Raw genomic sequence first — 13,486 nt, 5'->3', positions numbered from 1 at the left:
CGTTCGTAATATTATATACAAAGAGAAGCTAATTTGAATTTATTATGAAAATAATCTTGTGTTTATTAACTGTTATTCTAATTTCTGTTTCCTGTAAGGAAAAGTTTGCTGAAGACCTTTCTTTTATTTCAGAAAACAAACATTTGAAATTAGATTTAAAAATGAGTTTAGAAAATAATCAAGGATCTGAAATTATTGTAGACTCAACGATTCTCAATCAATATGATTTGTTTAGTCAGCACGAAAAAAATTTTTTTTTATCAATTTTAGTGTCTGTTAGGAATAATGATGTTAACCCTGGCATGCATCCGTATAACTTGTACCAACATACTATTAGCCTTTCTGATACTTTAGCTGAACTTTCTGAGTATAATCTTGACTTTGCACCTTACATGACAACTGAGTATTATATCACAGGATCTGTGCCAAATTATATGGATGATTCCCATACTGATCTACAATCAAATATAAATTTCAATTCCGCTCCATCACTACTTAGCATTGTCCCAACAATTTATACAGCCTTTTTAAATAGATCCTCCAATCACGATAATTTCATATTTTATATTGTAAAGCATGTCGATTTGATAACTAGTGAAATATCTTATTCAGTCTTTTTGGGCGATGAAACATACTATTCTGAAGGAGATCAACCAGAAATTCCTCCATTTTAAACATTTTAAATTTAGTTTGTTGCGATTGTTTAGCAAAGCACATTTTTTATAGCTCTTTGCTAAGCATATTAAGGTTTCTTGTTTTGTTTGATATCTTAAACTTAAGGTACAAGTATTTATTTATTGATTGCTAAATTTTAAATTATGAAAAAAATACTAAATGTTGTTCTCGTGTTATTTTGTATATCATGTTCAAATTTTAACAATGATATTGATTTCATTGAGGCAAACTCTTTTGACGAGTTGATTGAGGTAGCTGACAATAATAGTATCGCTAGTTTATCAAGTATTGACAGCGATAGTATCGATCAAAATTTATTTAATACATTGAGTTCAAATGAAAAGATTTTATTTTTAGCTTCATTACGAGTGGCTTCTACAGAAAATTTACTAGATATTAATCCTGGATTTTATCCAGGAGGATTAAATTTATTAAGTATAGACTTTCATTATCTAAATAACTTAAACCCAAATACTCCAGGCGATGATGATACTGCACCCCCTGACGAAGAAATATCAGGTGTTTATATGAGTCACCTTTATGCGATTAGTAATATGAATTCAACTCCAAATTATAACTTGTATGAAGCTTTTAATCCTACTTCTGGTTTTACAACTGCTAATGAATTAATAAATGTTGTAAAAAATAATTTTGATTTGAACTTCGGCCCATACGATTTAAACGAAGTTTATTTTTATGTTACAAAACACCAAGATCAATATGGGGATTTTTCACACTTTTCATTAAAGCAGGGGCTCTCAACATATGTAGAACTAGAATCACCATCTTTAGATGACTATGCCGCAGATATTGCGAGATTAAAAGAGTTGCAGAAGCAAAAAGATGATGTCGTTAGGGAGTGCGCGAACAAATATTTACAATATCAAACTATTACTGGATTACCTATGTCAGTAATTAAAATTACTCCGTGCTGGATAATAAATAACACAGTAGGTAATTTATACTAAATTATTAATATAAGCAGGCCGAGTAGTTCTTCGTGTACTCCGTCGTATGGATAAGTTTCTTATTATCTCTTCAAGATAAAGCCATCTCGATCCAGATGGCTTTATTTATTCCACCACTGCCGCTGACGGGTCTATAGGGATTTGTAGACGGTACGGGTGTGGTTACGTTACGCTGGAATGTGGAGTATCTGGATAATATATAAGGGTATTTATATCCGATCAAAAAAGCGGATGATATTCCCCAATTACGGCTGAGTTTGTATGATTCTGATCGTTGCACGGCTTAAAATGGTGCAGACACCCGCCCCGGTTATTGAAAATTATAAGGTATCCGATGGTAGGGTGACCTCCCGTTGGGTGCTGCCACCCGGGAAAGATACCAGGTTAGTGCTCACCCCAACTTAGTTAGCCTTTGACTCAACCGGGTGATCACCTAACTGGGTGGTTTTTATTTAGCACAGAATATGTTCTATACAACGCCGAGTTCAGACTACAGGTCGCATCAGTTTAGCTCGGGCGGTACCGTTATCGATAGTGTCGCGCTGGTGGTGAAATATGCCAATCAGCCCAATAATCCCAATGCGGCTCAGCACCGTACGATTGCTTTACAATGGAAGAAGTACTGTTGAATAGGGTGGAAGCTAATCTGCGTAAATTAAATCCCGATATCGACAAAGCAATGGCCGATTTTTCTTATCTTGAAATGCGTAGCTGTAGGGCTAGGGATCATCTTTTCTAGAAGTAGAAGAGGGTTGAGGTATTTTAAAAATACCTTTTTCCTATTGATGGATGAAGAGATGTTAATTAAATTAATATATTTGTCTATCTATAGATAGGTAGACAATGGATACGAGAGACAAAATATTAGAAGTTACAGCAGAACTGGTCATGCGTGATGGGTACAATGCTTTTAGCTATAAAGATATTTCCAAAAAGATTGGCATTAAGACTTCGTCAATACATTACCATTTCCCAACCAAATCTGATCTTATCCTATCGCTTATACAAGATGCTTGTGTAAAGCAAAATGAAATAATATCTGCGGTGGAGGCCAGCACACCTATAAGAAAACTAGACGTGTTTATGGATTTCTATTTGTCTTTGGCGCGACAAGGAAAAATATGTATGGTCGTAGCTCTTTTATCGGATATCAATAGCATGGATAGCCGGGTAAAAGATGAACTGAAATCCTTCTACGAATTATTGATCAATTGGTTGCAATCTATTCTTGAAGACGGCTTGAAAAGAGAACAAATGGTTTTCGCAACAACACCTCTTGTAAAAGCGACGGAAATAATGAGCGCAGTGGCGATGATACCCATTCTTTCAAGGATTGGAACTAATCAATCTTTTGAGCAAATAGTTGAATCAATTAAGAATAGCATTATGATTAATTGATTAATCGGTACAAATAATTTTTACGTTCACTTCAAGCTCCTTGGGTTTGATACATTTAGTAACCAATACTATTACATATTTGGAAATGGACAAATCAGAAAACAGACAAAATGCTAACTCATGGCATATAGGCGAGGTAATTCGGAACCTTGTCAAAGAAAAAGAAATTACGACAGATGTCCTAGCTGCTTATCTGGAAATAAGTGATGAGGGGTTGGAAGAAATTTATCAAAGCCATTCCATCGATATTAAAAAGCTGATAAAAATTTCAGAACTACTCAATTATAATTTGTTCATATATTATCTCGACAATAAAATCATCGGAGATTTGTTTGAAAATCAAATGAACGTACTTGACCCCCAGATAAAAAATCTAATTCTCAACCTAGAAACAAAAAACGAGGAACTAGCCAGATTAAAAATTCTGACGGAAGCGCAGCGAAAAGTTATTGAATTATATGAAACGAAGGCGTACCTGCACACCGATAACCAAAAAAAATAAGTAGAAAAATAATGTTTCAGATGTAATAATAAAATCATTTTTATAAAAAGGTTCGATTTTATTGAACACTGTTCAATATATTTGTGGCATAAATATTTTTAATTTTTTATGAAATGAAAACAGCATTAATAACAGGCGCAAGTGGAGGCATAGGCTTTGAGGTTGCAAAACGTCTTGCAGCCCAGGATTATCGGCTCACTTTGGTGGCACGGAATGAACAAAAACTCAAATCGCTTCAAGAGCTATTGGGAACAGATACCCATACTATTCTTGTAGCAGATCTGACAAAAAAGGAAGATATCCAAAAAGTCAGCAATCATCTCAGCACGCACGGGTATGACTTACTCATCAATAATGCCGGCACCGGTACATACGGCAAATTCGTTGAAATATCGCTTGAAGAGCAGTTAGACTCCATGGTGCTAAATATGGACGCAGTGGTAAGTTTATCGTATGCATTTTTAAACAATGCGAAGCCCGGTAATGCTTTGGTAAATGTAGGATCATTGCTTGCGCACTCATCGCTGCCAGGTGGTGCTGTGTATGCAGCGACAAAAGGTTTTGTAGCTAACTTTTCAGAATCCCTTTGGTACGAATTTAAAAATAAGGGTATATTTGTGACAGGCTTTAATCCAGGCGCTGCCGATTCGGATTTTCATTCCAATGCTGGACGGGAAACCAGCGCGTTTCCAAAATTTGTTGTCTCTTCTGTCGCAGAAGTAGCTGATGAACTAATCAATGCGCTGAATAACAGAAACAAGCCAAGAATTGTTCAAGGGTTTAAAAATAGAATGATGCTTTTTGGCTTCAGATTTTTGAGCAGAAAAGCGGCTGTAAACATTATGGGCCAACTAAGCCCGGGATTGTCACATTAAATGGGGGATTTCGGAGAGCAACTTTTAGAAACGATTTTATTTTAATACTGAATGGGTATAGCGGAGAGAAAACAAGAAGAAAAACAAGAAATGCAGAAGCGCATCCTGGATGCGGCACGTAAGATATTTCTAGATAAGGGGTATGAAAAAACCAGTATGCGAAATATTGCAAGCGAAATCAATTATAGCCCTGGAATGATCTATTTTCATTTCAAGGACAAGAGCGAAATATTTCACGAGCTTCATAAGGAGGGATTTAGGTTATTACTTGCCCAGTTGAAGATATTGGATAAAGTAGCTGACCCTTTTGAGCGATTGAAGGCAGTTGGAAGAGTGTTCATTCAGTTCGCACAGGATAATAAAGATTATTATAATCTTATGTTTATGGTAGAAGAGCCTGCAAAAGCATCTACCGAAGGAGGCTTCAAAATTGCCCAGGAAGCGATCAATCATCTCTTGGAGCTGGTCAAAGAATGTCAGGCAGAAGGTAGATTTGTCGGAATGGATCAGGAATATTTTTCCTTTATGCTCCTTTCGTCGCTTCACGGAATATGTGCATTGTTCTGTAAAGACCGCACGACAAGTTTTCAAAATAAGTCAAATGAAGACCTAATGAAATATGGATATGAGTGTTTTGTTTCATTACTGGAAAAAGGATAATCCTTTTTTTTGTTCAAAAATTGAACACTGTTTAAAATTATTACAATGATTAATATTTTTCAAAAAAATCTATTTTGGTGTTGCATAGTCTACACTATTTTCACCCCAAATGTAGCCGCCGCGCAATCGAAATTGGACAGCTATATCAGGCAGGGAATTGAGTCAAACCAAAGTATAAATCAACAGAATTTTATTCTGGAAAAGAATGTATACGCACTGGGAGAAGCAAAAAGTATGTTCCTGCCCAATGTCGCTTTTTCTACGACATACACGAAAGCGGATGGTGGCCGTACAATAGACATCCCGGTGGGTGATCTGATGAATAACGTGTACGCCACGCTTAATCAACTTACGGGAAGCAACTCCTTTCCGCAGCTACAGAACCAACGGGAATTGTTGAATCCAGACAATTTCTACGATGCAAAATTTCGCATAACCCAACCCATTCTGAATGCGGAACTTCGCTATAATAAAAAGATCAAGTCGAAGCAGATCGATCTTCAGAAAACGGAGGTACTTCTCTACAAGCGGGAGCTGGTGAAGGAGATCAAAACGGCCTACTATAATTATCTGAAGGCAACAAATGCCGTGCAAATATATCAGTCTTACTTAAAACTGGTAACCGAAGGAGAGCGAGTTAACAAAAGTCTTTTCGATAATGGAAAGATAAACCGAACCGCTGTGGTCAGAAGCCAAAATGAAGTTTCAAAAATAGAGGCTGCTATCGTCGAAGCAATAAAAACGCAAGAATCTGCACAATACTACTTTAATTTTCTGCTGAACCGCCCTTTATCAGATGATATTTTGGTTGATGAAATTTCGGATCTCCCTGCAGACGATTTATTACGGGCTGATAATATCAGTAACCGGGAAGAACTCTCAAAACTAAAGATAGCAAAGAATATCAATGAAGATCTAACGGGGCTAGCAAAGTCATACCTTATTCCGAAGATCGGGGCCAATCTAGACTTGGGGTCGCAGGCTTTTGACTGGAAATTCAATAGGGATTCCCGGTATTACTTGTTTGGCATTTCGTTAGAATGGAACCTGTTTGCCTCGGGAAAGAACAACTATCGAATCAAACAGACTATTGCCGAGCAACATGCTATTGCATCTCAGACCGATTATGTGGAGCAACAGCTCTTTACAGAGCTTAAAGTCCGGCAGGCCAATATGCAGCGGGCAATTGCCCAGTACCATGCTGCCCAGAGCCAGTTAAATACCAGCCAGATTTATTACCACGATATGTCAAAACTGTACAAGGAAGGGTTGGCTATCTATATCGAGCTGCTGGATGCCCAAAACCAATGGATCGATTCCCAGCTCCAAGCAAACATTGCGCTTTTCGATACCTGGATATCATTTTCTGCCATCGAACGTGCAAACGCTAGTTTTAACATACAATAATATACACATGAAAAAAAATCAATTTGCAATCGTTGCTTCTGCATTATTTCTGTTCTCGTGCAATGAGCACCCTAAAAATACAAATCCACTTGATGAGCCCGATGTTATAGCCGTAAAGGTTGCCCCTGTCTCCTCATTAAACGTGCCGAGCACGATACAAGCTACCGGACTGGTCAGTACCGAAGACCAGGCAAACTATTCCTTTAAGATTGGTGGCATCATCAGCCGTATACTGGTACATGAAGGAGAATTTTTCCGCAAAGGCCAATTGCTGGCCACGCTTAATGCCACCGAGATAGCAGCTGGTCTTGCGCAATCCGGGCTAGGGGTCGAAAAAGCCCAACGCGACTATGATCGGGCGATCAACCTTTATAGGGACAGTGTCTTTACCTTGGAGCAGCTGCAAAATACAAGGACCGCCCTTGAAGTTGCCAAGCAGGCCAAAGAGGCTGTTGCATTTGATGAGCGCCACGCAAAAATATATGCCGCATCTGACGGTTTTGTAGCCAAGAAAATTGCCAACGAAGGAGAAGTAGTGGGAGGGGGGATGCCGATACTGCTAACCAACTCCGTGCAGCACAATGCCAGCTATCTTCTTAAAGTCGGTGTAACGGACGTGGAATGGGCCGCAATTAAGGTCGGTCAACCTGCTCAGGTTAGATTGGATGGTTATCCAGACCAGCTTTTTGAAGCAGCGGTATTCCGAAAGCTGCAGTCGGCAGATAGAGAGATCGGCTCTTTCCAGGTAGAGCTGAAGCTACAGCTTCAAAAAGTTGTTCCTCCTGTGGGCATGTTCGGGCGAGCAGAAATAGCCATCAGTGAGGATGAAAATGCCGTTGTCATTCCGTTCAGTTCGTTAGTGGAGGCAGATGGCAACAAAGGCTTCGTGTTTACGGCAGTCGGTGCAAACCGCGTAAAGAAAATTCCCGTAAACATTATGAAGTTTGAAAATGACGGGGTATACCTGCGTGGCAACCTCGAGGGAATAAATCAGATTGTTATTTCCAACAGTGCTTACCTGAACGAGCAGTCCACTATTAAAATAATCAAGTAAACTGTACAAAAATGAAAATTACAAATTTTGCTGTAAAAAATTACCAGTTTACCCTTATCATATTTGTTTTGATATCGGTCGTGGGGTTGCTTACGCTATTCAACATGCCACGGTCGGAAGACCCCACCACTAATCCGCCACAATACCTGGTAACAGTTATATACCCGGGCACGAGTCCAAAGGATATGGAAGAACAGGTCGTAAAACCTATCGAAAACAAAATATACGGACTCGAAAATATTGATAAAATCCTTACTACGATCGAGGACGGGGTAGCTGCGATCCAGATTAAATTTAAGTATGGTGTAGATGTGGACAATAAATACCAGGAGATATCGACCGAAATAAATGCACTCAAAAATGGAGCGCTTCCGAAGGATATCTATTTGATTAAAACGGAAAAAATTTCTTCTGCTGATGTAAAAATCATTCAAACGGCATTAATATCCAACACCGCTTCGTCCAAGGTATTGAGAGATCAGGCAGACATCCTTAAAACGAAACTGGAAAAGATAACCAATCTTCGGGAAGTTAACTATTCGGGTATGCCCGAGCAGGAAATTCGGATCGACATGCAATTGGATAAATTGGCCCAATTAAAAATACCCTTAAATCTGGTTATTGGCAGCTTACAAAGCGAAGCAGCAGATATTCCGGGCGGGAGCATCAACTTGTCCGATAAAGTTTTCAATGTAAAAACCAGTGGTAAATTCAAAAATGTTGACGATGTAGCCAATACGGTTATTTATAATGCTAATGGCAAAATAGTCTACCTGAAAGATGTTGCTCACGTTAGCTATAAGGATGGTGTCGTTAGCCATATCACGCGTATCAACGGACATCGTTGTATACTGGTTAACGCTGCCATGAAAGATGATGTGGACATCAGTAAGGTGAAAAAAGAATACACCCCTGTGCTGGAGGAATTTAGCAACAGTTTGCCTGAAAACATAAAAATGGTCAAGAGCTTTGATCAGGCAGATATGGTTGCGAAAAGATTGGGACACCTGGGCTTTGATTTTGGTCTGGCCATCCTTTTAGTCGTCATTACCCTACTTCCATTGGGCTTTAGAGCGTCCGTGATTGTAATGATCTCTATCCCGCTGTCGCTTGCGCTAGGTCTTATCGCGATGAACATGATGGGTTTTTCGCTTAATCAATTGAGCATAGTTGGTTTGGTGGTGGCCTTGGGCTTGTTGGTTGACGACAGTATTGTGGTGGTCGAAAATATAGAACGTTGGCTTAGGGAGGGGCATTCCATCAAGGATGCTGTTTTAAAAGGTACCAAACAGATTGGCCTGGCCGTGGTCGGTTGTACCGCAACTTTGATCATAGCATTTTTGCCGCTTGCCTTTCTACCTGATATGGCCGGAGAATTTATTCGCAGTCTGCCGGTGGCGATAATTACCGCCGTACTGGCATCCATGATAGTTGCCCTGACCTTGGTGCCATTTGTGGGTAGCAAGATCTTGAAAACGCATACCCACGGAGAGGGCAATTACTTTTTGAAGAATTTACAAAAATTCCTGACCTTTTCCTATCGTAGAATAATGCCGCTTGCGCTAAAGTGGCCAAAGGTAACGATCGGCATATCAATCGCATTAAGCGTCCTGGCATTTTTATTATTCCCTCTTGCGGGTTTCAAACTTTTTCCAACCTCCGAGAAACCAATGTTTTTAGTGAATATAAAGATGCCCTTGCAGGCTGATATTCCAGAAAGTGACCGGGTGACCAAATTGGTGGAGAATGAATTGAAAAAACACGAAGAGATTGTTTATTATACATCAAATGTAGGAAAAGGCAATCCCCAGATTTATTACAACGTTCATCAGCAGGATATAAAACCCGATTTTGCCCAGGTTTTTGTGCAGATGGATGATGACGCGAGTCCGATTGCAAAAACCGAACTGATCAAAAAACTTCGGATCAAGTTTCAGGATTTTCCCTATGCCCGAATTGAGGTGAAGGACTTCGAGCAGGGGACACCAATTGAAGCTAATATTGTGGTAAGGGTATTTGGCGATAACCAAGACACTTTACGCGCGCTTTCATTTAAAGTAGAAGAGCTGTTGCGTAAGCACCCGGGTACATTTTTTACAAACAATGAACTTAATACCTATAAATCAGATATAAAAATTACAATTGATAAGGAAAAAGCCCGGACTTTGGGTGTATTGACCAGCGATATAGATAAGGTGATCAGGTTGGCTGTTGCCGGATTAAACGTTGGCGATTATATTGATGATCGTGGAGATGCCAGAAACGTAGTGATAACAGTGCCGAGAGAAAAATTCTCCAATCTCGATGCCTTAAAGAATCTATATGTGAATAATATGCATGGCGCGCCGATACAGGTTGATCAGGTCGCCAGCATCGGATTTGAGACTTCTCCCACAGCTATCAACCATTTCAATAAGTCACGCTTTGCAAAAGTAACATCATTGTCAAAGGATAATTTCTATGCCAATGATATATTGAAAGATATTGTTCCGGAACTTGACAAAATGGAATTTCCAAAAGGGTATTATTATAAATTATCTGGGGAAGCGGAATCGGAAGGAGATGCACTCGGTGGAAATTTCCTTTCCGTGATCATTTTAAGTGCATTCCTTTTTGTAGCTGTTCTATTATTACAATTCAAAACTTTTAAAGGGATAATTATCGTTTTATCCATCATACCATTGGGTGTGCTGGGTGGTGTAATATTTTTGCTCCTAACCGGAAATCCGATGTCCTTAGTCTCCATTATTGGTTTCATAGGTTTATCGGGAATTCAGGTTAAGAATTCGTTACTGCTCGTTGATTTTACCAATCAACTAAGAGCAAAAGGACACAGCATAAATGTAGCCATTCACATCGCTGGCGAAACAAGGTTTTTGCCTGTTGTGCTTACGTCGATAACCGCTATTTGTGGGCTGATCCCGATTGCCTTGAATCCGAATCCGCAAATAGCACCATTGGCAATTGTACTTATCGGGGGGCTTATAAGCTCAACTATCCTGTCAAGGATCGTAACACCGGTTATGTATAAATTAATGCCTCCTCAAATTGAAGTGGAGGAAACTGAATAACTTGCTTCTGTAATCTATTATCAGCAGTGCCCTTATCAGAACGAACGATAAGGGTACTGCAAACAGAACAAGGGAACATATCGTCTGATACGATAGTATTTAAATAATGCACTTATGAAGCAAGTTAAATTAACTTATCTCAATAAAGGAAATATATCTTATGAGGATGCCTTAGCATTTCAACAAGAGGTTCGAAAAATTATTATTGAACTTAAACAACTTAAAATAGACACGTCTGCAAATAATTTGCTAATTCTCTGTGAACATCAGCCTATTTTAACGTTTGGCAGTTCAGCGAAAGAAAGTGAGCTATTTATTCCAAGAGGTAAACTTTCTGATGTTGGTTTAGATCATTTAGATATAAGACGCGGAGGAGCGATAACATTTCATGGAGAAGGTCAACTAGTGGGGTATCCGATACTAGATCTTGAAAATTTCAAAACAGATGTACGATGGTATATAAAGAGTATAGCCGAAGTAATTATACAAACATTGAACGATTATGGCCTTGAAAGTTACTATGACGAAGAATTTCCCGGGGTCTGGTTAAAAGATCACGCTACAGCAAAGAAAAAGAAGATTTGTGCTGTTGGCGTGCATCTTTCTCGGTGGGTAACTAATCACGGATTTGCTTTCAATATTAACAATTCACTGGAATATTATAACTATTTTGTGCCTTGTGGGATTACGCAAGAAGATCGTACTGTCACAACTTTACAGAATGAACTGAACAGGACGATTGATATGGAAGAAGTAAAAGAAAAAATATTGTTTCACTTTTCAGAAGTTTTTAATACGAAACTAATAACATAGATTGACCAATTAATTAGCGCTGAGCTGAATCCAGTCAGCAATTACCTGAACATCATTAGCCCTCGGTTGTACATCGTTGACTCTTAATGTGACATCAGTAAGCGCTAGCGTAATTTAGTTAGGCTTCAAGGAAGTATCCCTAACGGTTAAGGCAACATCCTTAAGCCTAACCGTGACATCATCTATACCTCAGGATGTATCCTCGACACTCGACGCAATATCGTTGGGCATCGACGATATATCATTAGCGCTTAGCGTGTCTACGTTAGGTGTTGATGATATATCATTTACACTCGACACGATATCATGCATACTGGAGTGGATATCGTCGAAGCCCGACTGCATATCATTTAGCCTTCCGGTAATATCATTAACCTTCACCGTAACATCGTTAGCCGTCAGGGATGTTTCCTTAACCTCTCATGATATTTCATTAGCAGTGGATGATGTTCCATTAACGCTCCATGATGTTTAGTTAGCCCTTAGGGATGTTTCGTTGATTGTAGTTGATGTTTCCTTAGCCCTCGATGTTATATCGGCCAGCGCTGATTAAATATCAAAAACCACCCTTTTTAGGCATATATGTCTAATCCCGGGCTAATCTTGGCCAGTGCTGGGCTAACCTTGGCTAAAATCTCGACTAACCATTTCTTCGTACCCATCTTTGGGTATGAAAACAATATACATACCCTCAAGAGCACCGCCTTCTCGATCAGATCTGGTGAAGCAACCTGTCCAAAACATTTGCTGTTTTGGACAACTTCACGACTTGCCATTTTTACTGTCTTCCAATAGGCAGGCAACATTACAGTTTAACATTAAAAAGCAAATTATCATGAGAACAGAAAGAGTTGTCTCAAATTACGAAGGACTGTCGGACGATGAACTGGCAGCCTTAGCAGGGAAAATTTTAGGTGCATTGACCGACAATGCAAATTTTCCCGACCCCATTCCCGCATTGGCGGATTTAACGACGGTGGTAAATGAATACCGCTCCAAACATGAAATCGCCATACGTGGCGGTAGCGTGCTCGACATTCGGATCAAGAATGAAAGTAGAAAACAGCTGCTGTATGAGTTGGGCCAGCTGGCGCATTATGTGAATACTACTTCAGCAGGCAACCTAGCCGTGCTGACCAGTTCGGCTATGATCTTGGCCAAACAGCCGGCCAGCAAACGTGCGCCTTATACCGTCGAGCGGGTAGTCTTAAAGGACGGTAACCTGAGCGGACAGATGCGGGTAGACTTTACGGCACAGAAGGGTATCTGGGAGTACGAAATCCAGATCGGCGAATGGCCAAGTGGTGCAACGGAGATCGAATGGGGAGATTCTTACTTTACAACGACATCCCGCGGAAATATTATTGCGCCGCTAGTACCCGCGACAAAGTACTACGTAAGGGTGCGTGCACGGAATGGAAAGGGTACAAGCGATTGGACAGAACCGGTATCAATGATTGTAAGATAGGTTATTGGTGACTGGTGACTGGTGATTGGTGACTGGTGACTAGAAATCAGGATCACAGTGCTCGTCTTTGCGAGAAGCGTAGCGACGCGGCAATCTAGTAAAGGAATTAACGAAAGACTGCTTCGTCGTGCCTTCTCGCAGTGACGTGCCAACGGTGATAATCTCAATACTTAATACTAAATACTTAATACTACTAAAATGACAACACTACAAACTAATACCCCTTGGCTTATCCAGGATATGCTCGGGGAAATCGGAATAAAGCAAAAACTGGGTATCGTGCTTTTATGGCTGCTCACACTTTTTGTATTTGCAGGGACGGTCCTGCAGCTCATCGACCCGGCTGCGGGGATACTCGATATCGGTATTTTATCGGTTTTGATATTGGGTTTGATTAGCGGCCTACTCGCCATCTTCTGTAGCATCTGGCTGCAGGAACTGCTGTGGCAACCGTTCAAGACTTTTCGTAAACATTTAGGTAATCACTTTAATCAATTGACGTCATGGCAGCTTTGTGTTCTTTATTTTTCGGTTTTCTTTTTGCTTGTTTATGCAGTGTTACTGTGTTTAATTATAGTTTTTTAATGTATCGTCC

Annotated in this window: 15 protein-coding genes; 14 read left to right on the top strand and 1 reads right to left on the bottom strand. The window is 39.8% G+C overall.

Going from position 1 to position 13,486, the window contains the following annotated elements; translation table 11 throughout:
- Nucleotides 1–44: 44 nt before the first annotated feature.
- From FAZ19_RS13165 to FAZ19_RS13110, 12 genes are all read left to right on the top strand, one after another.
- Entirely contained in the window at nt 45–674 is a 630-nt protein-coding gene (locus FAZ19_RS13165) for a hypothetical protein (protein WP_136821164.1), read from the top strand.
- Nucleotides 675–818: 144 nt separating this feature from the next.
- Nucleotides 819–1,643: a hypothetical protein gene (locus tag FAZ19_RS13160; protein WP_136821163.1), complete on the top strand. Its 825-nt coding sequence runs from the start codon at nt 819–821 to the stop codon at nt 1,641–1,643.
- A gap of 464 nt (nt 1,644–2,107) precedes the next feature.
- Nucleotides 2,108–2,272 (top strand): hypothetical protein, encoded by a 165-nt coding sequence (locus tag FAZ19_RS13155; protein WP_229707448.1) that lies wholly within the window; start codon nt 2,108–2,110, stop codon nt 2,270–2,272.
- Between the two features lie 214 nt (nt 2,273–2,486).
- Nucleotides 2,487–3,041, top strand: a complete 555-nt coding sequence (locus FAZ19_RS13150; RefSeq protein ID WP_136821162.1) for a TetR/AcrR family transcriptional regulator — start codon at nt 2,487–2,489, stop codon at nt 3,039–3,041.
- Between the two features lie 85 nt (nt 3,042–3,126).
- Entirely contained in the window at nt 3,127–3,543 is a 417-nt protein-coding gene (locus FAZ19_RS13145; protein WP_136821161.1) for a hypothetical protein, read from the top strand.
- Nucleotides 3,544–3,656: 113 nt separating this feature from the next.
- A complete protein-coding gene (locus FAZ19_RS13140) occupies nt 3,657–4,418 on the top strand; it encodes an SDR family NAD(P)-dependent oxidoreductase (RefSeq protein ID WP_136821160.1) in 762 nt (253 codons plus the stop codon).
- Between the two features lie 90 nt (nt 4,419–4,508).
- Entirely contained in the window at nt 4,509–5,078 is a 570-nt protein-coding gene (locus FAZ19_RS13135) for a TetR/AcrR family transcriptional regulator (protein WP_169305651.1), read from the top strand.
- 45 nt (nt 5,079–5,123) lie between these two features.
- Nucleotides 5,124–6,485, top strand: coding sequence for a TolC family protein (locus tag FAZ19_RS13130; RefSeq protein WP_136821158.1), 1,362 nt, complete (start codon nt 5,124–5,126; stop codon nt 6,483–6,485).
- 7 nt (nt 6,486–6,492) lie between these two features.
- Entirely contained in the window at nt 6,493–7,539 is a 1,047-nt protein-coding gene (locus FAZ19_RS13125; RefSeq protein ID WP_136821157.1) for an efflux RND transporter periplasmic adaptor subunit, read from the top strand.
- Between the two features lie 11 nt (nt 7,540–7,550).
- On the top strand, nt 7,551–10,610 hold the full coding sequence (locus tag FAZ19_RS13120) for an efflux RND transporter permease subunit (protein ID WP_136821156.1): 3,060 nt from the start codon (nt 7,551–7,553) through the stop codon (nt 10,608–10,610).
- A 114-nt stretch (nt 10,611–10,724) separates the two neighbouring features.
- The gene (gene lipB, locus FAZ19_RS13115) at nt 10,725–11,423 is read left to right on the top strand and encodes a lipoyl(octanoyl) transferase LipB (RefSeq protein ID WP_136821155.1); all 699 of its coding nucleotides are present in this window, start codon (nt 10,725–10,727) and stop codon (nt 11,421–11,423) included.
- Nucleotides 11,424–11,595: 172 nt separating this feature from the next.
- Entirely contained in the window at nt 11,596–11,898 is a 303-nt protein-coding gene (locus FAZ19_RS13110; protein WP_136821154.1) for a hypothetical protein, read from the top strand.
- Nucleotides 11,899–11,995: 97 nt separating this feature from the next.
- Here FAZ19_RS13110 and FAZ19_RS13105 read toward each other — a convergent pair whose 3' ends face one another.
- Nucleotides 11,996–12,199 (bottom strand): hypothetical protein, encoded by a 204-nt coding sequence (locus FAZ19_RS13105; protein ID WP_136821153.1) that lies wholly within the window; start codon nt 12,197–12,199, stop codon nt 11,996–11,998.
- 59 nt (nt 12,200–12,258) lie between these two features.
- Between FAZ19_RS13105 and FAZ19_RS13100 the strand changes: the two genes are divergently transcribed.
- Both FAZ19_RS13100 and FAZ19_RS13095 read left to right on the top strand, forming a co-directional pair.
- On the top strand, nt 12,259–12,891 hold the full coding sequence (locus FAZ19_RS13100; RefSeq protein WP_136821152.1) for a fibronectin type III domain-containing protein: 633 nt from the start codon (nt 12,259–12,261) through the stop codon (nt 12,889–12,891).
- A gap of 198 nt (nt 12,892–13,089) precedes the next feature.
- Nucleotides 13,090–13,476, top strand: a complete 387-nt coding sequence (locus FAZ19_RS13095; RefSeq protein WP_136821151.1) for a hypothetical protein — start codon at nt 13,090–13,092, stop codon at nt 13,474–13,476.
- Nucleotides 13,477–13,486: the final 10 nt, after the last annotated feature.

Origin of the sequence: Sphingobacterium alkalisoli, from assembly GCF_005049105.1 — a bacterium.
Taxonomy (GTDB): Bacteria; Bacteroidota; Bacteroidia; order Sphingobacteriales; family Sphingobacteriaceae; genus Sphingobacterium; species Sphingobacterium alkalisoli.
Note: the sequence above shows the minus strand (reverse complement) of the source record. Positions and strands in the feature narration are given on the sequence as shown.

Coding starts and splice junctions, on each gene's coding strand:
- FAZ19_RS13165 (WP_136821164.1), top strand. CDS start 45: ATGAAAATAATCTTGTGTTTATTAACTGTTATTCTAATTTCTGTTTCC.
- FAZ19_RS13160 (WP_136821163.1), top strand. CDS start 819: ATGAAAAAAATACTAAATGTTGTTCTCGTGTTATTTTGTATATCATGT.
- FAZ19_RS13155 (WP_229707448.1), top strand. CDS start 2,108: ATGTTCTATACAACGCCGAGTTCAGACTACAGGTCGCATCAGTTTAGC.
- FAZ19_RS13150 (WP_136821162.1), top strand. CDS start 2,487: ATGGATACGAGAGACAAAATATTAGAAGTTACAGCAGAACTGGTCATG.
- FAZ19_RS13145 (WP_136821161.1), top strand. CDS start 3,127: ATGGACAAATCAGAAAACAGACAAAATGCTAACTCATGGCATATAGGC.
- FAZ19_RS13140 (WP_136821160.1), top strand. CDS start 3,657: ATGAAAACAGCATTAATAACAGGCGCAAGTGGAGGCATAGGCTTTGAG.
- FAZ19_RS13135 (WP_169305651.1), top strand. CDS start 4,509: ATGCAGAAGCGCATCCTGGATGCGGCACGTAAGATATTTCTAGATAAG.
- FAZ19_RS13130 (WP_136821158.1), top strand. CDS start 5,124: ATGATTAATATTTTTCAAAAAAATCTATTTTGGTGTTGCATAGTCTAC.
- FAZ19_RS13125 (WP_136821157.1), top strand. CDS start 6,493: ATGAAAAAAAATCAATTTGCAATCGTTGCTTCTGCATTATTTCTGTTC.
- FAZ19_RS13120 (WP_136821156.1), top strand. CDS start 7,551: ATGAAAATTACAAATTTTGCTGTAAAAAATTACCAGTTTACCCTTATC.
- lipB (WP_136821155.1), top strand. CDS start 10,725: ATGAAGCAAGTTAAATTAACTTATCTCAATAAAGGAAATATATCTTAT.
- FAZ19_RS13105 (WP_136821153.1), bottom strand. CDS start 12,199: ATGGCAAGTCGTGAAGTTGTCCAAAACAGCAAATGTTTTGGACAGGTT.
- FAZ19_RS13100 (WP_136821152.1), top strand. CDS start 12,259: ATGAGAACAGAAAGAGTTGTCTCAAATTACGAAGGACTGTCGGACGAT.
- FAZ19_RS13095 (WP_136821151.1), top strand. CDS start 13,090: ATGACAACACTACAAACTAATACCCCTTGGCTTATCCAGGATATGCTC.